This is a genomic window from Streptomyces sp. NPDC049837 (assembly GCF_040674455.1).
Taxonomy (GTDB): Bacteria; Actinomycetota; Actinomycetes; order Streptomycetales; family Streptomycetaceae; genus Streptomyces.
In genome coordinates, this window is the sequence record NZ_JBFAMP010000012.1 from 200,558 (window position 1) to 224,060 (window position 23,503).

Consider the following 23,503-nt stretch of genomic DNA (forward strand, 5'->3'; position numbering starts at 1 on the left):
GGGCGTTATCGCGCCGGGGCGGTTTCGCCGAATCACACGTATGGCCCACGGAGGCACGTAATTCGTGGCGCTCAACTCTCGTTCACAACCTGCACCTTGTCCCCGTCAGCCGAGGCAGACAGGCAGGCCAGTGAAGTGAAAGCACTCGTCCTCTCGGGGGGCGCCGGTACCCGGCTGCGCCCCATTACGCACACGTCCGCCAAACAGCTCGTCCCCGTGGCCAACAAACCGGTGCTCTTCTACGGGCTCGAATCGATCGCCGCCGCCGGAATCCGCGAGGTCGGCATCATCGTCGCCCCCGACACCGCCGAGGAGATCCGGGCGGCCGTCGGCGACGGCTCGCGCTTCGGCCTCGTCGTCACCTACATCCCGCAGCACGCCCCGCTGGGCCTCGCCCACGCCGTGCTCATCGCCCGGGAGTTCCTCGGGGACGACGACTTCGTCATGTACCTGGGGGACAACTTCATCGTCGGCGGGATCACCGACCTGGTGGAGGAGTTCCGCGCCACCCGGCCCGCCGCGCAGATCCTGCTGACCAAGGTGCCCGACCCGCGCGCCTTCGGGGTCGCCGAGCTCGACGTCGACGGACGGGTGGCCAAGCTGGAGGAGAAGCCCGCCCACCCCCGCAGCGACCTGGCGCTCGTCGGGGTCTACCTCTTCACCCGCGCCGTGCACGAGGCGGTGCGCTCCATCGAGCCGTCCGCGCGGGGCGAGCTGGAGATCACCGACGCCATCCAGTGGCTCATCGACGAGCACCGCACCGTCAAGTCGACCGTCGTCTCCGGCTATTGGAAGGACACCGGCAACGTGGCGGACATGCTGGAGGTGAACCGGTCCGTCCTGGAGCTCCTCACCCCGCACAACGAGGGGTCCGTCGACGACGCCACCGAGATCATCGGCCGCGTCCGCATCGGCGGCGGCGCCACCGTGCGCGGGTCGCGGATCGTCGGCCCGGTGATCATCGGCGCGGGCACGGTCGTGGAGAACTCCTACATCGGGCCGTCCACGTCCATCGCGGAGAACTGCCGGGTCACGGACAGCGAGATCGAGTACTCCATCGTGCTCAGCGGCTCGTCGCTGCACGGCGTGGGGCGTGTCGAGGCGTCCCTCATCGGCCGTAACGTCGAGATCACCCCCGCCCCGCCCATCCCGGCCGCCCACCGACTGGTGCTCGGCGATCACAGCAAGGTGCAGATCTCCGCATGAACACCGCCACCCGTGTCCTGGTGACCGGCGGAGCCGGCTTCATCGGCTCCCACTACGTCCGTACGCTGCTGGGCCCCTCCGGGCCCGGCGGCACGAAGGTCACCGTCCTCGACAAGCTGACCTACGCGGGCAACCCCGCGAACCTGGACCCGGTGCGCGACCACCCCGGCTTCGTCTTCGTGCGCGGCGACATCTGCGACCCGGTCCTGGTCGACAAGCTGGTCTCCGAGCACGACCAGATCGTGAACTTCGCCGCCGAGTCGCACGTCGACCGGTCGATCCTCGGCGCCGACGCCTTCGTACGCACCAATGTGCTGGGCACCCAGACGCTGCTGGACGCGGCTCTGCGGAACCGTATCTCCACCGTCGTCCAGATCTCCACGGACGAGGTGTACGGGTCGATCGACACGGGCTCGTGGACCGAGGAGGAGCCGCTGCGGCCCACCTCCCCGTACGCCGCGACCAAGGCGTCCGCCGACCTGATCGCCCTGTCGTACCACCGCACCCACGGCCTGGACGTGCGGGTGACGCGCTGCTCCAACAACTACGGGCACCACCACTTCCCGGAGAAGGTGATCCCCCTGTTCATCACCCGGCTCCTGGAGGGCGGCCGGGTCCCGCTCTACGGGGACGGCTCGCACGTACGGGACTGGCTGCACATCGACGACCACGTGCGCGCCGTGGAACTGGTCCGCACCCGGGGCCGGGCGGGCGAGGTCTACAACATCGGCGGCGGTACGGAGCTGTCCAACCGCGAACTGGCCGCCCTGCTCCTGGAGGCCTGCGGGGCCGACTGGTCACGGGTCGACCACGTCGAGGACCGCAAGGGCCACGACCGGCGCTACTCGGTGGACTGGACGAAGATCCGCGACGAACTGGGCTACCGGCCGGGCAAGGACTTCGCGACCGGGCTGGCGGAGACCGTCGCCTGGTACGAGCGGAACCGTTCCTGGTGGCGGCCCCTGCTGGACCGGGCGGCGCTGTGACCTGGGTGGTGACCGGCGCGGGCGGGATGCTCGGGCGGGACGTGCTGCGGTGTGCGGGGGACGACACGATCGGCCTGACGCGACGGGACCTGGACGTGACGGACCGGGAGGCGGTCCTCGCCGCGCTGCGGGCGCTGCGCCCCTCCGTGGTCGTCAACTGCGCCGCCTGGACGGCGGTGGACGACGCCGAGTCCCGCGAACCGGACGCCCTGGCGGTCAACGGGACGGCGGTGCGGCACCTGGCCGAGGCGTGCGCCCTCGTCGGCTGCGCCCTGGTGCACGTCTCCACCGACTACGTTTTCGACGGCCACGCGCGCGTGCCGTACGCCGAGGGAGCGGTGCCCGGGCCGCGCACGGCGTACGGGCGCACCAAGCTTGCCGGGGAGCGGGCCGTCCTGGAGCTCCTGCCCGAGCGCGGGTACGTGGTGCGGACGGCGTGGCTGTACGGCGCGGGCGGCGCCAACTTCGTCCGGACGATGATCCGGCTGGAGGCGTCCCGGCCGCAGGTGGACGTCGTGGACGACCAGCGCGGCCAGCCGACCTGGAGCGCCGACGTGGCCGGGCGGATCGTCCGGCTCGTGGGCGCGCCCCCGGGCGTCTACCACGCCACCAACAGCGGGGACGGCACCTGGTACGACCTCGCCCGCGAGACGTTCCGCCTGCTGGGCGCCGACCCCGGGCGCGTCCGGCCCACCACGAGCGCCGCCTTCCCCCGCCCGGCGCCGCGCCCCGCGTACAGCGTGCTGGGCCACGCGCGCTGGCGGGAGGCGGACCTGCCGCCGCTGCGCGACTGGCGGGAGGCGCTGACGGAGGGGTTCGGCGCGCTGGTGGCGGCCTGCCGGTAGCCGGTCAGCGGCGGGTCGCCGGGACGCGCGGCCCGGTCGTGCCGGGCGCCCCGGCGCGGAGCGCTTCGTACCACTGGGCGCACGCCTCGTAGGACGGCAGCAGGCCCGCGCGTTCGGCTTCGGCGAGCGTGGGGGCGGCGGCATCCTTCTCGGAGAGTACGGGGGTGAGGCCGGCCGGCCAGTCGATGGCGAGGTCCGGGTCGAGCGGGTGGACGCCGTGCTCGTGGGCGGGGGCGTAGCCGCGTGAGCAGAGGTAGACGACGGTGGCGTCGTCGGTGAGGGCCATGAACGCGTGGCCGAGCCCTTCGGCGAGGTGGACCGCCCGGTGCCCCTGGTCGTCGAGCCGGACGGCCTCCCAGGCCCGGTAGGTGGGCGAGCCGGTGCGGAGGTCGACGATGACGTCCAGGACGGCGCCGCGTACGCAGGTGACGTACTTGGCCTGGCCCGGCGGTACGTCGGCGAAGTGCACACCCCGCAGGGTGCCCCGCGCGGAGACCGAGCAGTTCGCCTGGGCGAGCCCGAACCCGTACCCGGCCGCCTCGTGCAGTTCCGGCGCCCTGAACCACTCGTGGAAGCTGCCGCGGTTGTCCCGAAAGACCCGCGGCTCCATGACCCAGGCGCCTTCGATGCTCGTCTCACGCACGCGTGACCCACCGTCCTTTCGTGTCGGTGGGTTCAACCGCGCGGCGCCCCGGGCGTCACCGAAGGCACCGCCGAGCGGGTGACCGTGAGGCGTTGAGCGTCACGCCTTGAGCGCCGCGACCGCCGACGCCGCCAGGTCGTCGAGGTAGCCCTCCGGGAGCGGTGTGCGGACCACGACCAGGCGCCAGTAGAGCGGGCCGATGATCAGGTCGAGGGCGCGGTCGGGGTCGGCGCCCTCGGGCAGTTCGCCGCGTGCGACCGCGTCGCGGACGACCAGGGCGGCCACGCCCTGCTGGCCGTCCAGCAGGGCCGCCTTGATCGCGTCGGCGATCTCGGGGTGGCGGGCGGCCTCGACCAGGAGGTCCGGGATGACCTGGGAGGCGACCGGGTGGCGCAGCGCGTGCGCGGCGACCTCCAGCAGGGCGCGGACGTCCCCGTACAGCGAGCCGGTGGCGGGGGCCGGGAGTCCCTGGGCGGCGAACGCGGTCAGCAGGTCGAGGACGAGCGACAGCTTGGACTTCCAGCGCCGGTAGACGGCGGTCTTGCCGACGCCCGCGCGCCGGGCGATGCCCTCGATGGACATACGGGCGAACCCGACGGCCGCCAGTTCCTCGAAGACGGCGGCCCGGATCGCTTCGGTGACGTCCTCCCGGAGGACGGCGGCTCCGGCGGGCTGCCGGCGGGGCGGCGGTGTGCTCATGCCCGGGATCATAGCGCCGGCCCCCACGTCACGACGGGACGGTTGCGTTCCGACGTCTCATCGCCCTACTCTCCCCGTAGCGACGAAACGGGTCCGTTCCGTCGCTCATCCACCCCGCGCCGAGGGAGACCGCCCTGTGAGTACGCAGACACTCGCGCCACCACCGACGGAGGAGCACGAGGACCTCCGCGCGCTCGCCCTCCGGCACGGGCTCACCGTCAGCGGCGCACGGCCCTCCCTGCCCGAGTACGCCCGGCAGCTCTGGTCGAGACGGCACTTCATCACCGCCTTCGCGACCGCCAAGCTGACCGCGCAGTACAGCCAGGCCCGGCTCGGCCAGGTGTGGCAGGTGATGACCCCGCTGCTCAACGCGGCGGTCTACTACTTCATCTTCGGCGTGCTGATGAACACCCGGGACGGCGTGCCCGACTTCGTGCCGTTCCTGGTCACCGGCGTGTTCATCTGGACCTTCACGTCCAGCTCGATCATGACGGGCACGCGCGCGATCAGCGGCAACATCGGCCTCGTACGGGCCCTGCACTTCCCGCGCGCCAGCCTCCCCGTCGCGCTGGCGCTGCAACAGCTCCAGCAGCTCGTCTTCTCGCTGTGCGCGCTGGTCGTCATCCTGTTCTGCTTCGGCGTCACGCCCGGCTGGTCCTGGCTGCTGGCGGTTCCGGCGCTGTTCCTCCAGTCGCTGTTCAACACGGGCGTGTCGCTGGTCATGGCGCGGCTCGCGGCCCGTACGCCCGACATCGCGCAGCTCATGCCGTTCCTGCTGCGGACGTGGATGTACGTGTCCGGCGTGATGTGGAGCGTCGAGCACGTCCTGGCGAACAACCACCTGCCGCACGCCGTGCTGCTGGCCCTGGAGTGCAACCCGGCCGCCGTGTACATCGACCTGGTGCGCTTCGCGCTCATCGACAGCTTCACCTCGGACCAGCTCCCGCCGCACGTCTGGGCCGTGGCGACCGGCTGGGCCCTGCTGGCCGCCGCGGGCGGGTTCATCTGGTTCTGGAAGGCGGAGGAGACGTACGGCCGTGGCTGACACACGTGGTACCGAAGAGCGGGTCCCGACCGTCGTCGCGGACGGCGTGCACATCACGTACACCGTCCAGGGCGCCGGCCGGGCCGGCAAGGGCAGTGCGACGGCCGCACTCGGCCGGATCCTGTCCCGGACGAAGAGGGCGCCCGGCACCCGGACGGTCCACGCCGTCAAGGGCGTCAGCTTCGCCGCCTACAAGGGCGAGGCGGTCGGGCTGATCGGCTCCAACGGGTCGGGCAAGTCCACCCTGCTGAAGGCGGTCGCGGGCCTGCTGCCCACGAGCGAGGGCCGCATCTACACGCACGGACAGCCGTCCCTCCTGGGGGTGAACGCCGCCCTGATGGGCGACCTGACCGGCGAGCGCAACGTCATCCTCGGCGGGCTCGCAATGGGCATGTCGCGCGAGGAGATCCAGGAGCGGTACCAGGACATCGTCGACTTCTCGGGGATCAACGAGAAGGGCGACTTCATCTCGCTGCCGATGCGTACGTACTCCTCCGGCATGGGCGCCCGGCTGCGGTTCTCCATCGCCGCCGCCAAGTCCCACGACGTGCTGCTGATCGACGAGGCGCTGGCCACCGGCGACGCGAGGTTCCAGCGGCGCAGCCAGGAGCGCATCAGCGAGCTGCGGAAGCAGGCCGGGACGGTGTTCCTGGTCAGCCACAGCAACTCGACGATCCGGCAGACGTGCGACCGGGCGATCTGGCTGGAGGCCGGACGGATGCTGATGGACGGCCCGGCGGGGGACGTTGTTGATGCGTATGAGGCACACACCAGGAAGAAATAGGGCATAGCGGGCTACAGTGCGCACCGATGACCATTTATCGGATCAGCGCACGCCGCACGCCCCTCTTCACGGACCGGTCCTCAGCGCTCCCGCTGGCCGCCGTGTGGGCCTTCACGCGCGCCGGGATGCTCGTGCTGCTGTGGCGCGACAGCCTCGGCATCGGTGGGATCGGCCGCGAGGTCTACCTGCTGTACCGGCACTGGTACCAGCAGCTCTCGCAGGGCACGTTCCCGCCCGACGACGTCACCTGGCAGTACCCGCCCGGCGCCGGGCTGGTGTTCCTGGCCCCGGGCCATGTGCCGGAACTGACGTACTACCAGGCATTCGTCGCCCTGACGCTGCTCGCCGACGCCCTCGTCACCTTCGCGCTCGCGCGGGCCGGGACCAGCGGGGCCTGGCTGTGGGTGGCCGGCCTGCCGCTGCTGCTGCACCTGCCCCTGGCGCGGTACGACGTCCAGGTCACCGCCGTCGCGGTGCTCGGTCTGCTGGCCCTGCGCGGCGGACACGCCCGGCTGGGCGGCACCCTGGCGGGGCTCGGGGCCATGGTGAAGGTGTGGCCCCTGCTCACCCTGCTGGGCACGCCGCGCGGGCACCTGACGCGCCGGGCGTGGACGGCGGCGCTGGTGGCGGCGGGCGCGCTGTTCACCGTCCTCGCGCTCGGGTTCTCGCACACCCTGGACTTCGCCCGCCAGCAGGGCAGCCGGGGCGTGCAGATCGAGTCGGTCGGCGGCACCGCGCTGTCGTTGGCGAAGCTGTTCGGGTGGTGGCCCGGCGAGGTCCGCTACCGGTACGGGGCCTTCGAGCTGGCCGGGCCGTACGCCTCCAGCGTGGCCCACTTCGCGCTGGTTCTCACCGCGCTCGCCTTCTGCTGGCTGCTGCTGTGGCGGGTGCGGTCGTGGGAGTGGAGCGTGGCGACCCCGGTGGACGCCGCGCTCACCGCCGTGCTGCTGTTCACCGTGACCAGCCGGGTGATCAGCCCCCAGTACATGGTGTGGCTGCTGGGGCTGGGCGCGGTCTGCCTGACGTGCCGGGAGACCAGCCAGCGGACGGTGGCGCTGCTGCTGGTGCCGGCGGCGGCGCTCAGCGCGCTGGCGTACCCCGTGCTGTACGAGGACGTCATCGCCGTCACGCCGGTCGGCTGCGCGGTGGTGGCGCTGCGCAACGGGCTGCTCGTGGCGGCCGCGCTGCTGTCGTGCCGGCGGCTGTGGGCGGCGACGGTGCCGGGGCCGCCCTCGCTCAAGGGGCTGTGAAGACCGCTCAGGGGGCTGTGGGACCGCTCAAGGGGCTGTGGGACGCGGGGGCGCCCCGCCGGTGACCGGTGGGGCGCCCCCGCGCAAGGGCCGTCAGCTATGCGTGCGCAGCAGCGTCCGCATCGTCCGCATGGCGACCGACAGGTTCGCCAGGTCGAAGGCGTCCGAGCCCTGGATCTCCTCCAGCGTCGTGCGCGCCCGGCCGAGGATCGCGGCGTTCCGCTGCTCCCAGGCCTTGAACCGCTCCTCGGGCGTCGAGGTGCCGTTCCCGGCCGACAGCACGTCGGCGGTGAGCGCGGCGTGCGCGGCGTACAGGTCCTCGCGGATGGAGGCGCGGGCCATCGACTGCCAGCGGTCGGCACGCGGCAGCTCGATGATCCGGTCCATGAGCTGGGTGATCGAGAGCCGGTCGGCCAGGTCGTAGTACACCTCGGCGACCGCCATCGGGTCCTTGCCCGTCCGGTCCGCGATCGCGACGATGTCGAGCGTCGGGAAGGCGGAGGAGAAGCCGGCCACCCGCAGCGCCAGCTCGTCCGGGACGCCCGCCCCGGTGAGCTCGGCCACGATCGACTCGTACCACTCCAGGTCGGCGCCGCGCAGCATCTGCGGGAGCTTCGCCCACACCTGCTCCACGCGCTCGGCGAAGAACTCGACGGTCTCGGCGAGCAGCACCGGCTGCGGCCGGTTGCCCAGCAGCCAGCGCGTACCGCGCTCGACCAGGCGCCGCGAGTGCAGCCGGATACGGGTCTGCACGTCGGCCGCGACCTTGTTGTCGAGCGCCTCGACGGCGTCCCACACCTCGCTCAGCCCGAAGATCGCACGCGCGGCGGTCTGGGCCCGGACGATCTCCTCGATCGACGCGCCGGTCTCCTCCCGCAGCCGGTGCAGGAAGGTCGAGCCACCGGTGTTGACGGTGTCGTTGACCAGCACCGTCGTGATGATCTCGCGGCGCAGCGCGTGGGCGTCGATCTGCTCCGGGAACTCCTCGCGCAGTTGGGACGGGAAGTACGCGTGCAGCAGTTGGCGCAGGTACGGGTCGTCCGGCAGGTCCGTCCTGATCAGCTCGTCCGCCACCGTGATCTTGGTGTAGGCGAGCAGGACGGCCAGCTCGGGCTGGGTGAGCCCCTTGCCTGCGTTGAGCAGCTCGCGGATCTGGCGGTCGTTGGGCAGGAACTCCAGCGCCCGGTCCAGCCGGCCCTCGCGGCCCAGGCGGCGCATGAAGCGCTGGTGGGCGTGGAGGAGGGACGGGGACTGCTTGACGGCGTTGGCGAGGGCCACGTTCTGCGCGTAGTTGTTGCGCAGCACCAGCGCGCCGACCTCGTCGGTCATCTCGGCGAGGATCTTGTTGCGCTGCTTGACGGTCATGTCGCCGTCCGCGACCAGGCCGTTGAGCAGGATCTTGATGTTCACCTCGTGGTCGGAGGTGTCCACGCCCGCGCTGTTGTCGATGGCGTCGGTGTTGACCTTGCCGCCCTCGCCCTCGGGACCACCCTTCCGGGCGAACTCGATCCGGCCGAGCTGGGTCAGGCCCAGGTTGCCGCCCTCGCCGACGACCTTGACCCGCAGGTCCTCGCCGTTGACGCGGATGGCGTCGTTGGCCTTGTCGCCGACGTCGGCGTGCGACTCGGTGGCGGCCTTGACGTACGTACCGATGCCGCCGTTCCACAGCAGGTCCACCGGCGCCTTGAGGATCGCCTGCATCAGCTCGGCGGGGGTCAGCTTGGTGACCGTCCCCTCGATGCCGAGGGCCGCGCGCATGTGCGCGTTGACCGGGATCGACTTGGCCGTACGCGGGTGGATGCCGCCGCCCGGGGACAGCAGCTCCTTGTTGTAGTCGGCCCAGGAGCTGCGCGGCAGCTCGAACAGGCGGCGCCGCTCGGCGTAGGAGACGGCCGCGTCCGGGTTCGGGTCGATGAAGATATGCCGGTGGTCGAAGGCGGCGACCAGCCGGATGTGCTCGCTGAGCAGCATGCCGTTGCCGAACACGTCACCCGACATGTCGCCGACGCCGACGACCGTGAAGTCCTGGGTCTGGGTGTCGTGGCCCAGCTCCCGGAAGTGCCGCTTGACCGACTCCCACGCGCCACGGGCGGTGATGCCCATGCCCTTGTGGTCGTAACCGGCCGAGCCACCGGACGCGAACGCGTCCCCCAGCCAGAAGCCGTACGCGACCGCGACCTCGTTGGCGATGTCGGAGAAGGTCGCCGTGCCCTTGTCGGCGGCGACGACGAGGTACGTGTCGTCCTCGTCGTGCCGGACGACGTCGGCCGGCGGCACGACCTCGCCCGCGACCATGTTGTCGGTGATGTCGAGCAGCGCCGAGATGAACGTCTTGTAGCTGGCGATGCCCTCCGCGAGCCAGGCGTCACGGTCGAGCGCCGGGTCCGGGAGCTGCTTGGCGACGAACCCGCCCTTGGCGCCGACCGGCACGATGACGGTGTTCTTCACCATCTGCGCCTTGACCAGGCCGAGGATCTCGGTACGGAAGTCCTCGCGCCGGTCCGACCAGCGCAGACCGCCTCGGGCGACCTTGCCGAAGCGGAGGTGGACGCCCTCGACACGCGGCGAGTACACCCAGATCTCGAACGCCGGGCGGGGTGCCGGCAGGTCGGGGATGGCCTGCGGGTCGAACTTCATCGACACGTAGTCGTGCGGCTGCCCGTCGCCCTTCTTCTGGAAGAAGTTGGTGCGCAGCGTGGCCTTGATGACGGTGAGGAACGAGCGGAGGATGCGGTCCTCGTCCAGGCTCGCGACCTGGTCCAGGGCCCCGTCCAGCTCCTCCAGCAGCCCGTCGATCAGCTCCGTGCCGGCCCGCTGCCGCTCCGGCGACATCCGCGCCTCGAAGAGGGAGACCAGCAGCCGGGTGGTGTGGACGTTGTGCCGGAGGGTGTCCTCCATGTAGTCCTGGCTGAACGTCGAGCCCGCCTGGCGCATGTACTTGGCGTACGCGCGCAGCACCATCGCCTGGCGCCAGCCCAGGCCCGCGCTCAGCACGAGCGCGTTGAACCCGTCGTTCTCGGCACGGCCGGTCCAGGTCGCGGCGAACGCCTCCTGGAACCGCTCACGGGCGTCGTCGGCGAGGTAGTCGCCGTTGCCCGAGCCGTGCGGCATGCGCATGCCGAAGTCGTAGATCCACGCCTGGGTACGGTCGGCGCAGCGCAGCTCGTACGGGCGCTCGTCGACGACCTCGACGCCGAGCCGGTTGAGGACCGGCAGGACGGCGGAGAGGGAGATCTGGTCGCCCGTCTTGTAGATCTTGAAGCGGCGCTCGCCGGGGCCCGCGCCGACCGGCTCGTACAGGGAGAGCGCGAAGTCCTTCTCGCCCCGGACCAACTGCTCCAGGTGGGCCAGGTCGGCGACGGCGGCACGCGGCGTGTGGTCGGCCTTGTACCCCTCGGGGAAGGAGTTGCCGTACCTGCGCAGCAGCTCGGCGGCGCGCTCCTCGCCCATCTCGGCGTTGAGCGCCTCGGCGAAGCCGTCCTCCCAGGAGCGGGCGGCCTCCACCAGCCGGGCCTCGATGCGCTCGGTGTCGGCGTCGGTGAGCGGGGTCAGCTCGGTGCCCTGCGGGACGCGGACGACGAAGTGCAGCCGGGAGAGGATCGACTCGGTGTTCCAGGCGGTGAAGTCGACGCTGGTGCCGCCGAGCTCCTCCTTCAGGATGTCGATGATCCGCAGCCGGACGGTGGTGTTGAAGCGGTCGCGCGGCAGGTAGACGAGCGCGGAGTAGTAGCGCCCGTACTCGTCCTGGCGGAGGTAGAGCCGCAGCTTGCGGCGCTCCTGGAGGTACAGCACGCTCGTCGCGATCGACTTGAGCTGGTCGACCGGCGTCTGGAACAGCTCGTCGCGCGGGTACGTCTCCAGGATCTGGAGCAGGTCGCGGCCGTCGTGGCTGTTGGGCGAGAAGCCGGCCTGGTCGAGGACCTCGGCGACCTTGCGGCGGATGACCGGCACGCGGCGCACGGACTCGGTGTACGCGGCCGACGAGAACAGGCCCAGGAAGCGCCGCTCACCGACGACGTTCCCGTCCTTGTCGAACTTCTTCACCCCGACGTAGTCGAGGTAGGACGGCCGGTGCACGGTGGCGCGGCTGTTGGCCTTGGTGAGGATGAGCAGCTTGTGCTCGCGGGCCTTGGCGCGGGCGTCGCGCGGCAGCCGGTTGAAGGAGGGCGAGACGGGGTGGGCCTCGTCCTTGCTGTGGTGCGGGTCGGAGCGGAGGATGCCAAGACCGGTGCCGGGCACGGCGGACAGCGCGTCGTCGCTGGTCAGCTCGTACTCGCGGTAGCCGAGGAAGGTGAAGTGGTCGTCGGCGAGCCAGCGCAGCAGCTCGCGGGCCTCCTCGACCTCGGACTCACGCAGGTCGCCGGGGATGGGCTCGCGGGGCAGGTCCTCGGAGATGCGCAGCGCGGCGTCGCGCATCTTCTCCCAGTCCTCGACCGTCTCGCGGACGTCGGACAGGACGCGCAGCAGGTCGGCGGTGATCTGCTTGAGGTCGGCCCGGTCGGTCTCGCGGTCGATCTCGACGTGGATCCACGACTCGGTGAGCGCGTCGTGCAGGTCCCTGCGGTCCCCGCCGTCGGGCAGCACCTCGATGAGCTTGCCGGTCACGTCACGGCGGACCATCACCTGCGGGTGGATGACGACGTGGATGCCGCGGCCCTGCCGGGACAGCTCGTTGGTGACGGAGTCCACGAGGAACGGCATGTCGTCCGTCACGACCTCGACGACGGAGTGGCTGCACGTCCAGCCGTTCTCCTCGACGGTCGGCGTGTGCACGCGGACGTTGGCCGTGCCCTGGGGGCGGTTCTCGGCCAGCCGGTAGTGCGAAAGGGCCGCGCCGAAGACGTCGACCGGGTCCCGGTCCGTGAGGTCCTCGGGGGCGGTGTGCAGGTAGTAGCGCTGGAGGTACTCGAGAACGATGTCCTGGTCCGGACGTTCCCCGCTCTCGGCCCCAGTCTGGAGTTGCCCCCCGACCGGGCTGTTCTCAGCTACCCGGGCGGCCCGTTCGAGCAGCTCGGCCTTGGCTTCGTCCAGCTTGGTCTGCATGTCCTCTGGCTCCTGTCGCGCGCCGTTGCGTGACGTAGGTGAAAGAAGTGACACAACGCCACGACGCGGGGTATCCGGTCTGAGGCGACGTTATGCCGCGATGAGAGATGTCCGGGCCGTTATTGGCCAATTTTGGCGACCGGGCCGGATGGGATGGGTCAGCGATCGCCCGGGCACGGTGGCACTCCGGGCGCTGGCCGGGGGCTCCGCTGCCCCCATGGCATATCGCGCTGATCACGGGTCCAGGCTATCGCTCCTGACCCCCGGCCCGTCATGAGCCGTATGTGTACAAAACCCGGCCCGGAAGTTTGACACTCTGGACAGCGACACGTGTCCTTCTGGCAAACCCCTCCCAGCAGAGGCAGGCAGTGATGACCGTGAAGATCCTGATCGTCACCGGCGACGCGGCGGAATCCCTGGAGGTTTTGTACCCGTACCAGCGACTGCGCGAGGAGGGGTACGAGGTCCACATCGCCGCCCCCGCCCGCAAGCGGCTCCGGTTCGTCGTCCACGACTTCGAGCCGGGCTACGACACGTACACCGAGAAGCCCGGCTACACCTGGCCCGCCGACCTGGCGTTCTCGGAGGTCGAGCCCAGCCAGTACGCCGCCGTGGTCATCCCGGGCGGCCGGGCGCCCGAGTACCTCCGCAACGACCCGGAGCTCCGCAAGATCCTCAAGTCCTTCTTCGACGCCGACAAGCCGGTCGCCCAGATCTGCCACGGCCCGCTCCTGACCGCCGCGGTCGGCGCCCTGGACGGCCGCCACGTGACGGCCTACCCGGCCCTGGAGCTCGACATGCAGGCCGCCGGCGCCACCTTCCAGGACACGGAAGCCGTCGTCGACGGCACCCTCGTCTCCTCCCGCGCGTGGCCGGACCACCCCACCTGGATGCGCGAGTTCCTCAAACTCCTCCGCACCACGTCCCCCGCGTAGCCCTCACCACCGCCAGGGCGCCCCACCCGCAGGCACACGGGGTGGGGCCCACGCCCAACCACCCGCCAACGGCCCCGGCCCGACTCCCCCACCCGCACGGGCGGTGCGGTGGGAACCCCCGGCCGGGCGCACCCACTCAGGCCCGCACCGCCACCGGCACGCACGCCACACCCGCCCCGACTGCCGCCCGCAGCCGCCGACGGCGCTGCACCCCCGCGAGAGGACCCGCACCGACTCCCCCACCCGCACGGGCGGTGCGGGTGGGAACCCCAGCCCGGCCGCCAGGCCGGGCGCACCCCCCACGACCCGCACCCGCGGGCGCACCCACCGCAAAGACCACCCCGCGAAGACCCCGCACACGCCGCCCCGCCCCCGCCCGGCCAAGGGCTACGCCACCAGCTCCTCCGCCACCGCCACCGCCTCTTCCAGCGAGTCCACGACCGGCGCCCCCGTCGCCTCCAGGCTGGCCCGGCTGTGCGAGCCGCCCGTGTACAGCACCGCCCGCGCGCCCACGTGCGCCGCCGCCACCGCGTCGTCCGCCGCGTCCCCGATCACGACGATCCGCTCGGGCGCCACGCCCTCCAGCGCCACCAGGTGCCGCACCATGTGCTCCGCCTTGCCGGCCGTCGAGTCACCTATCCGCCCGTCCACCCGGACGAACCGCTCCTCGATGCCGTGCCGCCGCACGATCGGCACCAGCAGCTCGTGCGGCGCCAGCGACAGCAGCGACTGCGTGAGCCCCGCCGCCTGCCGCGCCGCCAGCAGCTCGGCCGCACCGTCCGCGAGCCCGCACACCTCGGCCCGCACCCAGTAGTGCCGGTGGAACGCCTCGTCCATCACGAGCCACTCCGCCTCGGTCGGCAGCCGCCCCATCAGCCGCTCGTAGAACAGCGGAACGGGCACGCAGTACAGCTCGCGGTACCGCGCGAGGGTGATCGGCTCCAGGCCTATCTCCTCGAACGCGGCGTTCGTCGCCCCGATGACCGCGTCGATGTCATCGAGCAGCGTGCCGTTCCAGTCCCACACCAGGTGCGTGTCGCGCTTCCCCATGCCCAAAAGGTACCGGCCCGGTCTGACAACCGGCCCTCACCGGCCACAGGCCCACCGCTCAGCCGATCAACCCGGGAATCTCCTGCACCCCGAACCACAGCAGCTCATGGTCCTCCGCCCCGTCCACCACGAACTGCGCGTCGTCGTCCCCGTGATCCGCCGCGCCCAGCGCCTCCGCCGCAGCCGCCACGTCGGCCTCGGCGTCGTCGGCGTCCGCGTGCACCGCCGCCGCCTTGGCCAGCGGCACCGCCCGCGCGATCCGCACCTCGCCCACCGACGACGGATCGAGCGCACCGTCGGGGTCGGCGGTCGCCGCCCCGTCGGGTACGTCGACGGCCACGACGACCCTGCGCCGAGCCGCGGACGGATCGGCGGCCAGCATCCGCAACGACGCGGCGGCGGCCCGGCTCAGCGCGGCGTACTCCAGCTCCTCGATGTCGTCGGAGACGTACCACTCGCGCAGCCCCGGCGTCACCGCGTACGCGGTCAGGGGGCCGGGGCCCAGCTCGCCCGCCTTGTGCGCCTGTGCGAGACCGGGGAGGGTCAGGGGGACGTAGACGCGCATGGCAGGCCGCTTTCGTAGTCGGGAGACGCCCTCAGGATACGTGCGGAGTCCCCCTTCGGGCCCGGCGACCGCCGGGCCGCTCCGTCCACCCGGCGCCCCGCCGCCATCGGCAACCCCGCACGCCGGAGCCCCCGCCGCCACCCGGATAGGTGATCCGCCCCCGACTTCGCCGCCCGCTTCCGTACCGATTGCGGCCACCCTCCCCGCCCCCGTAAAAGATCACCACCGCAAAGTTACCGCCCGGTAGAGAACCGGGCCCCACGCACGGGGGCGATCATGAGCACCACCGCAACCAGGACGACGTCCGGCCCGGCCCGCCGCCGGAATCAGCGCGGCCCCGGCACGGTCCGCCCCGGCTCACCCCGCCCGGCCGCCGGTGATCCCGGGACACGTACCACCACTCCCGGCAGCCGGCCGCTCCCGCCCCACATCCTCTTCGCCGAGCGGCTGCTCGCCGTCCTCAGCGGTGAGCGCCCCGTCCACTGGATGCTCGGCCAGACCGTCGGGGAGGCATACGACCAGTTGGTCAGGCTCGCGCCCACCACCCCCCTCCGGGCCCGTGGCGCGCGCCCCGTCATCCGCCGCTGCGGCGGCTTCCCGCTGCGCCCGGGCGTGGTCGAGGCGTACGCGAGCGTCGCGGCGGGCGAGCAGGTCCGCGCGATGGCGTTCCGCCTGGAGCAGGGCCCCGACCGCAAGTGGCGCTGCGCCGCCATCGAACTCGGCGGCGAGCGCCACTGACGGCGCCACTGACGGCGCCACTGACGGGACGGAAACGGGGCCGGGCACGCGACACCCGTCGCGCACCCGGCCCCGAAAACAGCCCTTGAACCGCAGGGCTACTTCTTGCGGCGACGCCCGCCCTTCTGGGCCTTGCGCCGCTCCGCACGCGTCATGCCGTCCGCCGCGGACCGGGCGGCACCCTCACCGTTCTCGAAGTCGCCCTCGATGATGTCGCCCTCGCCGTCGACCTTCGGCGCCGAGAAGTGCAGCCGGTCCGGCCGCTTCGGGGCCTCCAGGCCCTTGGCGCGGATCTCGGGCCGCCCGGCACCCGCCTGCGCCGGTACGGCGTCCTCCTTGGCCAGGGACGTCTTCGCGGCGGCGTCCTGCACCGGGACCTCCTCGACCTGCTGCTCGACCTGGACCTCCAGGTTGAACAGGTAGCCGACGGACTCCTCCTTGATGCCCTCCATCATCGCGGTGAACATGTCGAAGCCCTCACGCTGGTACTCGACCAGCGGGTCCTTCTGCGCCATCGCGCGGAGGCCGATGCCCTCCTGGAGGTAGTCCATCTCGTAGAGGTGCTCGCGCCACTTGCGGTCCAGCACCGAGAGCACCACGCGCCGCTCCAGCTCACGCATGATCTCCGAGCCGAGCTGCTTCTCCCGCGCGTCGTACTGCTCGTGGATGTCCTCCTTGACGGACTCCGCGATGAACTCGGCGGTGATGCCGGCCCGGTCGCCGGCCGCCTCCTCCAGCTCCTCGATGGTGACCTTGCACGGGTAGAGCTGCTTGAAGGCGCCCCACAGCCGCTCCAGGTCCCACTCCTCCGCGAAGCCTTCGACGGTCTCCGCCTCGATGTACGCGTCGATGGTGTCGTCCATGAAGTGGCGGATCTGCTCGTGCAGGTCCTCGCCCTCCAGGACGCGGCGGCGCTCGCCGTAGATGACCTCACGCTGCCGGTTGAGCACCTCGTCGTACTTCAGGACGTTCTTGCGCGTCTCGAAGTTCTGCTGCTCGACCTGAGACTGCGCGGACGCGATCGCGCGCGTGACCATCTTGTTCTCGATCGGCACGTCGTCGGGAACGTTGGCCATCGACATCACGCGCTCGACCATCTGCGCCTTGAACAGCCGCATCAGGTCGTCACCGAGCGACAGGTAGAAGCGGGACTCGCCGGGGTCGCCCTGACGGCCGGAACGACCACGGAGCTGGTTGTCGATACGCCGCGACTCGTGCCGCTCGGTGCCCAGCACGTACAGCCCGCCGAGCGCCTTGACCTCCTCGAACTCGGCCTTGACGGCGAGCTCGGCCTTCTCCAGCGCGGCGGGCAGGGCCGCGGCCCACTCCTCCACGTGCTCGACCGGGTCGAGCCCGCGCTGGCGCAGCTCGGCCTCGGCGAGGTCGTCGGGGTTGCCGCCGAGCTTGATGTCGGTACCGCGGCCGGCCATGTTGGTGGCGACGGTGACGGCGCCCTTGCGGCCCGCCTGGGCGACGATCTGCGCCTCACGGTCGTGCTGCTTGGCGTTGAGCACCTCGTGCGGGATGCCGCGCTTGGAGAGCTGCTGCGACAGGTACTCGGACTTCTCGACCGACGTCGTACCGACGAGGATCGGCTGGCCCTTCTTGTGCTTCTCCTCGATGTCGTCGACGACCGCGGCGAACTTGGCGACCTCGGTGCGGTAGATCAGGTCCGACTGGTCCTTGCGGATCATCGGCTTGTTCGTCGGGATCGGGACGACGCCCAGCTTGTAGATCTGGTGGAACTCGGCGGCCTCGGTCATGGCCGTACCGGTCATACCGGACAGCTTGTCGTAGAGGCGGAAGAAGTTCTGGAGGGTGATCGTGGCGAGGGTCTGGTTCTCGTCCTTGATGTCCACCCCTTCCTTCGCCTCGATCGCCTGGTGCATGCCCTCGTTGTAGCGGCGGCCGGCGAGGATACGGCCGGTGTGCTCGTCGACGATCATGACTTCGCCGTCGATGACGACGTAGTCCTTGTCCTTCTTGAACAGTTCCTTGGCCTTGATGGCGTTGTTCAGGTACCCGACGAGCGGGGTGTTCACCGACTCGTAGAGGTTGTCGATGCCCAGCCAGTCCTCGACCTTGGCGACGCCGGACTCGTGGATGCCGACGGTGCGCTTCTTCTCGTCGACCTCGTAGTCACCGGTCTCCTCGATGCCCTTGAGGGGGTTCCCGGGCTCGCCCCTCTTGAGGCGGGTGACCAGCTTGGCGAAGTCGCCGTACCACTTGGTGGCCTGGTCGGCCGGGCCGGAGATGATCAGCGGCGTACGGGCCTCGTCGACCAGGATCGAGTCGACCTCGTCGACACAGGCGAAGTTGTGGCCGCGCTGGACGAGCTCGTCCTTGGACCACGCCATGTTGTCGCGGAGGTAGTCGAAGCCGAACTCGTTGTTCGTGCCGTACGTGATGTCGCAGTTGTACATCTCACGGCGCTGCGACGGCGACATGTTCGCGAGGATGCAGCCGACCGACAGGCCCAGGAACTTGTGAACCCGGCCCATCATCTCGGAGTCGCGCTCGGCCAGGTAGTCGTTGACCGTGATCAGGTGCACGCCCTTGCCGGACAGCGCGTTCAGGTACGCGGGCAGCGTGCCGACGAGGGTCTTGCCCTCACCGGTCTTCATCTCGGCCACGTAACCGAGGTGCAGCGCGGCGCCGCCCATGAGCTGGACGTCGTAGTGGCGCTGGCCGAGCACGCGCTTGGCGGCCTCGCGGACCGTCGCGAAGGCCTCGGGCATCAGGTCGTCGAGGCTCTCACCATCGGCGTACCGCTGCTTGTACTCCTCGGTGAGCGCCCGCAACTCGGCGTCGGAGAGGTTGACGAAGTCCTCTTCGATGGAGTTGACCTGGTCCGCGATGCGGTGCAGTTTGCGCAGGATCTTGCCTTCGCCTGCACGCATGAGCTTGTTGAAGACGGACACTGAGGTTGGTCTCCTTGCCGGTCGGGCCTGGCACTGGGTCTTGTCATGGACACTGGCACGGGCACGGCAGGTGGGCCCCACCGCAACGGCCATCGTAAGCGAGGACGCCACCGCGCCGGGAGGTCCGCGCCCACCTGGGCCGACCGCCGCGCCGACATGCCGCCCGCAAGGAGAACGCGCGGGGCGCTCCGAAGGTGCCGCTGAACCCGAAAAGTGTTCGCCCCGTCCGCCGGCGCCCCGCGAGAATCCCGCCATGGACCCCGTCACCCTCACCACCGACCGCCTGCTGCTGCGCCCGTTCGCCGTCGAGGACGCGGACGCCGTGTACACGGCCTGCCAGGACCCCGATATCCAGCGCTGGACGACCCTCCCTTCCCCGTACGAGAGGCATCACGCCGAGGAATTCCTCAGGACCGTGCCCGACGGCTGGCGCACCGGCTACGACTTCGATTTCGCGGTCCTGACCCGTGAGGGCGGCACGCTCGTGGGCGCCGTCGGTGTGCGCGGGCACTCGGGCGTGTGGGAGATCGGCTTCTGGACGGCCAAGGAGCACCGCGGCAGCGGCTACGCCACGGAGGCCGTCGTGGCCCTGGCCAGGTGGACCCTCACGACGACGGGGTGCTGGCGTCTGCTGTGGCGCGCCGAGGTCGGCAACACGGGATCGCGCGCCGTCGCCGAAAAAGCCGGCTTCACGATCGAGGGCACCCAGCGCGCGGGCCTCCTGAACAAGGGCACCGTCCGCGATGCGTGGGTCGGCTCGCTCCTCCCGTCGGACCTCGGCCTGCCGAGCACCGTGCCCTACCTCCCGGCCCCGTCCCGGCCGACGGCCTGACTGTCAGTGCCGCCCTCTATCGTGCCGAGCATGACCACGATGCCGAGCCCGACCGCCGAACTCTCCGCCGACGAGGCCCGTCGTATCGCGCTGCGCGCCCAGGGCTTCCTTGGGGCGCCGGACCGCCGCGCCGGGGTGCGCGGCGTACTGCGCCGGCTCGGCGCCGTCCAGCTCGACACGATCTCGGTGCTGGCCCGCTCCCACGAGCTGATTCCGTACGCACGGCTCGGCGCGGTCGGCCGCAAGACCGTCGACGCGGCGTACTGGACCCAGACGCACGCCTTCGAGTACTGGTCGCACGCGGCGTGCATCCTGCCCATCGAGGAGTGGCCGCACTTCGCCTTCCGCCGCCGCGCCTACCGCAAGCGCCCGCAGTGGCACCACGACCTCCCGGACGGCGCCTACGACGCGGTGATCAAGCAGTTGCGCGCCGAGGGCCCGCTGACCGCCACGGAGCTGGGCGGCGCGAAGAACGGCGGCGAGTGGTGGGACTGGTCCGCGTCGAAGGTCGCCGTCGAGCGGGCCCTGATGTACGGGGAGGTGGTGTGCACCGAGCGGCGCGGCTGGAAGCGGGTGTACGACCTGGCCGAGCGCGCCGTCCCCGACGACCTGCTGCACGACGAGCTGGACGACACCGAGTGTCTGCGCCGGCTGGTGCGGCTGGCCGGACAGGCGCTGGGCGTGGGCACGCGCGCGGACATCGCCGACTACCACCGGCTCAAGGGTGAGCAGTTCGACGCGGTGGTCGCCGACTCGGGGCTGGTGCCGGTGCGGGTGCAGGGCTGGGACAAGCCCGCCTGGGCGGACCCGGAGGCGCTGGCGAGCGTGCCTCGCGGCCGCCACCGTACGACCCTGCTGTCGCCGTTCGACTCACTGATCTGGGAGCGGGCGCGCACGGAACGGATCTTCGGCTTCACCCACCGCCTGGAGGCGTACGTCCCCAAGCAGAAGCGGATACACGGCTACTTCGCGATGCCGCTGCTCGCTGGCGGGCGACTGGTGGGCCGGGTGGATCCCGCCCGCGAGGGGACGACCCTGGTGGCCAAGCAGGTGTCGCTGGCCTCCCCCAAGGCCGTGGCCCCGATGGCCGAGGCGCTGCGGGAGGCCGCCGAGTGGGTGGGCTGCGACGCCGTACGGATCGAGCGCGTCGACCGCCCGGAGCTCGCCCCCGAGCTGGTCTCGGCCCTGGCCCGGCTCACCTGATCTCGAGGATCTTCTCTCGCATCGCGTAGACCACCGCTTCCATCCTGGAGTGCAGTTGGAGCTTCTCCAGGATGTTGCGCACGTGGTTCTTCACGGTGTTCTCGGAGATGAACAACTCCTTGGCGATGTCCCGGTTGTTCATGCCCGTGGCGACCAGCTTCAGGACCTCCAGCTCGCGGTCGGTCAGCCGGGGCGCCGGGACGAGCCGGCGCTCGTCGGTGCGCTGGATCATCGACTTGAACTCGGTGAGCAGCTTGGACGCCATGGACGGGCTGATCTGCGACTGGCCGTCCGCGACCGCGCGGATGGCGGTGGCGACCTCGTCGGTGGAGATCTCCTTGAGGAGGTAACCGGTCGCGCCCGCCTTGATCGCGTCGTAGAGGTCGGCCTCCTCGTCGCTGATCGTCAGCATGATGATCTTGGCGCTGGGAGCCACCTCCTTGATGGAGGTGCAGGCCTCGATACCGCCCCGCTTGGGCATGCGGACGTCCATCAGCACGATGTCCGGCAGCAGGTCGGCGGCCTTGTCGACGGCTTCCGCGCCGTCGCCCGCCTCGCCCACCACCTGGATGTCCTCCTCCTGCGCGAGGACGATCTCCAGGCCTCGACGGAAGAGGGCGTGGTCGTCCACGACCAGGACCCTGATGGGCTCCTTGCGGGACGCGCCGCCGTCCGTGTCGCTGCCGGCGCCGCTCCCGCACCCCGCTCCGCCCACCGGGGCGTCGGAGCCGCCCGGGTGGTGCACCGGGCCGAAGCTGTCCGCCATCGTTCCTCCCCCTGCAGGCCTGCCTGACGTTCATGTGCGGTACGCCAACCTCGGCCCCGGGGGCATCGGTTGGCGTGCCCCGCCATGATTTCATGCCCGGACGGCGAAGCGGTGATCCTGTGGTCGCACGGTGGTGCCCCTGGGGGCGCACACGGCGCTCCAGGGGCACCACCGGGTGCTTCAGGTGCCGTCAGCCACCGAGGGCGCCACCCGCACCGCCTGCCTCGGAGCCGGCCAGCGGGTCGCTCTCCAGGTGGATGACGCCGTAGTCATAGGCGTGTCGTCGGTAGACGACGCTGGGCTGCTTGGTCTCGGAGTCGACGAACAGGTAGAAGTCGTGCCCGACGAGCTCCATCTCGTAGAGAGCCTGGTCGAGCGACATCGGGGCGGCCGTGTGGGTCTTCTCGCGGACCACCAGAGGTCCTTCGCCCCGCACTTCCAGCGAGCCCATCCGCTTCGTGGGAACGGACTCGCGCTCCTCCACCGCCACGGCGCCGTTCCCGTTCAGGCGGGCCACGCCCGGAACGGCGTCGGCGACCTCCGCGGCCGAAAGACGGCCGTTGCCACGGCGGGTGTGGCGCTTGTCGTGCTGCTTGCGCAGCCGCGCCTCGAGCTTGCCCGTCGCGAGGTCAAGGGCTGCGTAGGGGTCGCCTGCCGCCGCCTCCGCCCGGATCACCGGCCCCCGGGAGTGGAGGGTGATTTCCACGCGGTCGGACCGGTCTGCCTGCCGCGGGTTGTGTTCCTTGGACACCTCGACGTCGAGGCTGATCACCTTGGCGTCGAGCTTCTGGATCTTCTCCAGCTTCAGCTTCTCGGCCACGTGCTTGCGGAACCGCTCGGGCACCTCGGTCTTGCGGCCTTTGACGACGATGTCCACGCAGAACTCCGTTCCCGGATCGCTCCTGCCGGCCCACCGGCCGGCGAGCATCTCCCTCTTGCACCAGACCCCGGTGAGTACCGGAGCCTCGGACTTGGCGACTCGACCTCCTCCTCCCCCGTCGGCAAGATCCCCACCCCACCACCTTGGATGTCCTGACCGTCCCCCGGAAACTGGCCGGAAGCACGGCAGTGCATTCGGTGAAGCGCGGCTTTCGCCATTCCTCACACCCGAACATAGCTCGCTCGGACGGATGTCGGCACCCGCTATCCGCACGAACCTCCGATCAGGTGTTTTTACCCTCTCAGTACCTGCAACGTTGCAAGTTCCCCGTCAGTTCCGGTTTATTTCGAACGACATCGGCGGGGCGGCCACAACCGCGGCGCTCACCTGTACGGATCCCGGGAATTGCGGCTCAGAACCGGCACGCAGTGCCCGTGCGGCCTCGACCAGCGAAGCCCCGGTGGTCATGAGATCGTCGACCAGGACGGGCCGGCCGGCCGCGAGCAACCGTCCCCCACCGGCCGCCACCTCCAGGGCGCCCGCCAGGTTCGCCAGCCGCTCCCGCGCGCCCAGACCGGTCTGGTCCGCCACCGCCCGCCGCTGCCGCAGTACCGGCAGAACGCGCGCGGCCCGTCCCGTACGGCGCAGCTCGGCCGCCGCCGCCAGTGCGAGCCGCCGCACCGCGTCGTGGCCACGCGCCCGCACCACGCGCCGCGCGGATGGCACCGGCACCAGGAGCAGCGGCCCGCCGCCCGAGCCCCCAGAAGCCGCCACAGAGGCCCTCACGGCCCCCGCCAGCGCGACGCCCAGCGGCCGGGCCAGCCCCAGCGCCCCGCGCTCCTTGTGCCCGAGCAGCACCGCCCGTACCGCGTCCGCGTACGGCGCCGCGGCACACACCACCGGCAGCCCCACCGGCTCCGGCACCGGCCGCACCCGCCGCCCGCCCGTGCCGCACAGGGCACCCGCGCACGCCTCACACAGCGCCGTACGGGGCCGGCCGCACCCCCCGCAGGCGACCGGCAGCACCAACCCGACGATCTCCGGCCACCACCAGCGCATACCCCACGGTCCCAGCCGCCCGGCCGGGCATCCACCCCTGTGGAAAACCCACG

19 protein-coding genes are annotated in these 23,503 nt (G+C 71.2%); 10 read left to right on the top strand and 9 right to left on the bottom strand.

The annotated features are described in order from the left end of the window. Window positions 1-135 precede the first annotated feature (135 nt). Genes AB0J57_RS28815 through rfbD form a run of 3 tightly spaced genes read left to right on the top strand, consistent with a single transcriptional unit; the run spans window position 136 to window position 3,037 of the window. Window positions 136-1,206, top strand: coding sequence for a glucose-1-phosphate thymidylyltransferase (locus AB0J57_RS28815; protein WP_366131249.1), 1,071 nt, complete (start codon window positions 136-138; stop codon window positions 1,204-1,206). Continuing rightward, complete coding sequence (gene rfbB, locus AB0J57_RS28820; protein ID WP_366131250.1) at window positions 1,203-2,192, top strand: dTDP-glucose 4,6-dehydratase; 990 nt, start codon at window positions 1,203-1,205, stop codon at window positions 2,190-2,192. Before AB0J57_RS28815 ends, rfbB begins: the two co-directional genes overlap by 4 nt. After that, window positions 2,189-3,037: a dTDP-4-dehydrorhamnose reductase gene (gene rfbD / locus AB0J57_RS28825; RefSeq protein ID WP_366131251.1), complete on the top strand. Its 849-nt coding sequence runs from the start codon at window positions 2,189-2,191 to the stop codon at window positions 3,035-3,037. Before rfbB ends, rfbD begins: the two co-directional genes overlap by 4 nt. Window positions 3,038-3,041: 4 nt before the next feature. On the opposite strand, the gene rfbC is transcribed toward rfbD, so the two are convergent. Both rfbC and AB0J57_RS28835 read right to left on the bottom strand, forming a co-directional pair. Continuing rightward, complete coding sequence (gene rfbC, locus AB0J57_RS28830) at window positions 3,042-3,680, bottom strand: dTDP-4-dehydrorhamnose 3,5-epimerase (protein ID WP_366131252.1); 639 nt, start codon at window positions 3,678-3,680, stop codon at window positions 3,042-3,044. A 99-nt stretch (window positions 3,681-3,779) separates the two neighbouring features. Next, window positions 3,780-4,379 (bottom strand): TetR/AcrR family transcriptional regulator, encoded by a 600-nt coding sequence (locus AB0J57_RS28835; RefSeq protein WP_366131253.1) that lies wholly within the window; start codon window positions 4,377-4,379, stop codon window positions 3,780-3,782. Between the two features lie 136 nt (window positions 4,380-4,515). Here AB0J57_RS28835 and AB0J57_RS28840 point away from each other — a divergent pair, with 136 nt between their 5' ends. The 3 genes from AB0J57_RS28840 to AB0J57_RS28850 are packed head-to-tail and all read left to right on the top strand — an operon-like array spanning window position 4,516 to window position 7,458. Continuing rightward, window positions 4,516-5,424 carry an ABC transporter permease gene (locus tag AB0J57_RS28840; protein ID WP_366131254.1) on the top strand — a complete coding sequence of 303 codons (909 nt, stop codon included), beginning with the start codon at window positions 4,516-4,518 and terminating at the stop codon, window positions 5,422-5,424. Continuing rightward, a complete protein-coding gene (locus AB0J57_RS28845; RefSeq protein WP_366131255.1) occupies window positions 5,417-6,208 on the top strand; it encodes an ABC transporter ATP-binding protein in 792 nt (263 codons plus the stop codon). The genes AB0J57_RS28840 and AB0J57_RS28845 overlap by 8 nt, the downstream gene beginning before the upstream one ends. A gap of 26 nt (window positions 6,209-6,234) precedes the next feature. Further along, complete coding sequence (locus AB0J57_RS28850) at window positions 6,235-7,458, top strand: glycosyltransferase family 87 protein (protein ID WP_366131256.1); 1,224 nt, start codon at window positions 6,235-6,237, stop codon at window positions 7,456-7,458. Between the two features lie 93 nt (window positions 7,459-7,551). On the opposite strand, the gene AB0J57_RS28855 is transcribed toward AB0J57_RS28850, so the two are convergent. After that, window positions 7,552-12,501, bottom strand: coding sequence for an NAD-glutamate dehydrogenase (locus tag AB0J57_RS28855; RefSeq protein ID WP_366131257.1), 4,950 nt, complete (start codon window positions 12,499-12,501; stop codon window positions 7,552-7,554). Between the two features lie 371 nt (window positions 12,502-12,872). On the opposite strand from AB0J57_RS28855, the gene AB0J57_RS28860 reads away from it, so the two are divergent. Then, on the top strand, window positions 12,873-13,436 hold the full coding sequence (locus AB0J57_RS28860; RefSeq protein ID WP_366131258.1) for a DJ-1/PfpI family protein: 564 nt from the start codon (window positions 12,873-12,875) through the stop codon (window positions 13,434-13,436). 387 nt (window positions 13,437-13,823) lie between these two features. Here AB0J57_RS28860 and AB0J57_RS28865 read toward each other — a convergent pair whose 3' ends face one another. Together AB0J57_RS28865 and AB0J57_RS28870 are read right to left on the bottom strand one after the other, a co-directional pair. Next, on the bottom strand, window positions 13,824-14,486 hold the full coding sequence (locus AB0J57_RS28865) for an HAD family hydrolase (RefSeq protein WP_366131259.1): 663 nt from the start codon (window positions 14,484-14,486) through the stop codon (window positions 13,824-13,826). Between the two features lie 58 nt (window positions 14,487-14,544). After that, on the bottom strand, window positions 14,545-15,051 hold the full coding sequence (locus AB0J57_RS28870; RefSeq protein ID WP_366131260.1) for a hypothetical protein: 507 nt from the start codon (window positions 15,049-15,051) through the stop codon (window positions 14,545-14,547). A 276-nt stretch (window positions 15,052-15,327) separates the two neighbouring features. On the opposite strand from AB0J57_RS28870, the gene AB0J57_RS28875 reads away from it, so the two are divergent. Next, entirely contained in the window at window positions 15,328-15,789 is a 462-nt protein-coding gene (locus AB0J57_RS28875; RefSeq protein ID WP_366131261.1) for an Rv3235 family protein, read from the top strand. Window positions 15,790-15,887: 98 nt separating this feature from the next. Here AB0J57_RS28875 and secA read toward each other — a convergent pair whose 3' ends face one another. After that, window positions 15,888-18,710, bottom strand: a complete 2,823-nt coding sequence (secA, locus tag AB0J57_RS28880) for a preprotein translocase subunit SecA (protein WP_366131262.1) — start codon at window positions 18,708-18,710, stop codon at window positions 15,888-15,890. Between the two features lie 253 nt (window positions 18,711-18,963). Between secA and AB0J57_RS28885 the strand changes: the two genes are divergently transcribed. Together AB0J57_RS28885 and AB0J57_RS28890 are read left to right on the top strand one after the other, a co-directional pair. Beyond that, entirely contained in the window at window positions 18,964-19,542 is a 579-nt protein-coding gene (locus tag AB0J57_RS28885; RefSeq protein WP_366131263.1) for a GNAT family N-acetyltransferase, read from the top strand. Window positions 19,543-19,572: 30 nt separating this feature from the next. Next, window positions 19,573-20,745: a crosslink repair DNA glycosylase YcaQ family protein gene (locus AB0J57_RS28890; RefSeq protein WP_366131264.1), complete on the top strand. Its 1,173-nt coding sequence runs from the start codon at window positions 19,573-19,575 to the stop codon at window positions 20,743-20,745. Here the strand turns inward: AB0J57_RS28890 and AB0J57_RS28895 are convergent. From AB0J57_RS28895 to AB0J57_RS28905, 3 genes are all read right to left on the bottom strand, one after another. Further along, a complete protein-coding gene (locus tag AB0J57_RS28895) occupies window positions 20,738-21,511 on the bottom strand; it encodes a response regulator transcription factor (protein ID WP_366131265.1) in 774 nt (257 codons plus the stop codon). The two genes, AB0J57_RS28890 and AB0J57_RS28895, sit on opposite strands and share 8 nt — an antisense overlap. A gap of 190 nt (window positions 21,512-21,701) precedes the next feature. Beyond that, complete coding sequence (gene raiA, locus AB0J57_RS28900) at window positions 21,702-22,439, bottom strand: ribosome-associated translation inhibitor RaiA (RefSeq protein WP_185923695.1); 738 nt, start codon at window positions 22,437-22,439, stop codon at window positions 21,702-21,704. A 282-nt stretch (window positions 22,440-22,721) separates the two neighbouring features. Continuing rightward, entirely contained in the window at window positions 22,722-23,450 is a 729-nt protein-coding gene (locus AB0J57_RS28905) for a ComF family protein (protein ID WP_366131266.1), read from the bottom strand. Between the last annotated feature and the right edge of the window lie 53 nt (window positions 23,451-23,503).

What these genes read in the sequence shown, in the direction of transcription:
- rfbB (WP_366131250.1), top strand. Translation starts at nt 1,203, where the DNA reads ATGAACACCGCCACCCGTGTCCTGGTGACCGGCGGAGCCGGCTTCATC.
- AB0J57_RS28835 (WP_366131253.1), bottom strand. Translation starts at nt 4,379, where the DNA reads ATGAGCACACCGCCGCCCCGCCGGCAGCCCGCCGGAGCCGCCGTCCTC.
- AB0J57_RS28850 (WP_366131256.1), top strand. Translation starts at nt 6,235, where the DNA reads ATGACCATTTATCGGATCAGCGCACGCCGCACGCCCCTCTTCACGGAC.
- AB0J57_RS28855 (WP_366131257.1), bottom strand. Translation starts at nt 12,501, where the DNA reads ATGCAGACCAAGCTGGACGAAGCCAAGGCCGAGCTGCTCGAACGGGCC.
- AB0J57_RS28860 (WP_366131258.1), top strand. Translation starts at nt 12,873, where the DNA reads ATGACCGTGAAGATCCTGATCGTCACCGGCGACGCGGCGGAATCCCTG.
- AB0J57_RS28865 (WP_366131259.1), bottom strand. Translation starts at nt 14,486, where the DNA reads ATGGGGAAGCGCGACACGCACCTGGTGTGGGACTGGAACGGCACGCTG.
- AB0J57_RS28870 (WP_366131260.1), bottom strand. Translation starts at nt 15,051, where the DNA reads ATGCGCGTCTACGTCCCCCTGACCCTCCCCGGTCTCGCACAGGCGCAC.
- AB0J57_RS28875 (WP_366131261.1), top strand. Translation starts at nt 15,328, where the DNA reads ATGAGCACCACCGCAACCAGGACGACGTCCGGCCCGGCCCGCCGCCGG.
- AB0J57_RS28885 (WP_366131263.1), top strand. Translation starts at nt 18,964, where the DNA reads ATGGACCCCGTCACCCTCACCACCGACCGCCTGCTGCTGCGCCCGTTC.
- AB0J57_RS28890 (WP_366131264.1), top strand. Translation starts at nt 19,573, where the DNA reads ATGACCACGATGCCGAGCCCGACCGCCGAACTCTCCGCCGACGAGGCC.
- AB0J57_RS28895 (WP_366131265.1), bottom strand. Translation starts at nt 21,511, where the DNA reads ATGGCGGACAGCTTCGGCCCGGTGCACCACCCGGGCGGCTCCGACGCC.
- raiA (WP_185923695.1), bottom strand. Translation starts at nt 22,439, where the DNA reads ATGCTCGCCGGCCGGTGGGCCGGCAGGAGCGATCCGGGAACGGAGTTC.
- AB0J57_RS28905 (WP_366131266.1), bottom strand. Translation starts at nt 23,450, where the DNA reads ATGCGCTGGTGGTGGCCGGAGATCGTCGGGTTGGTGCTGCCGGTCGCC.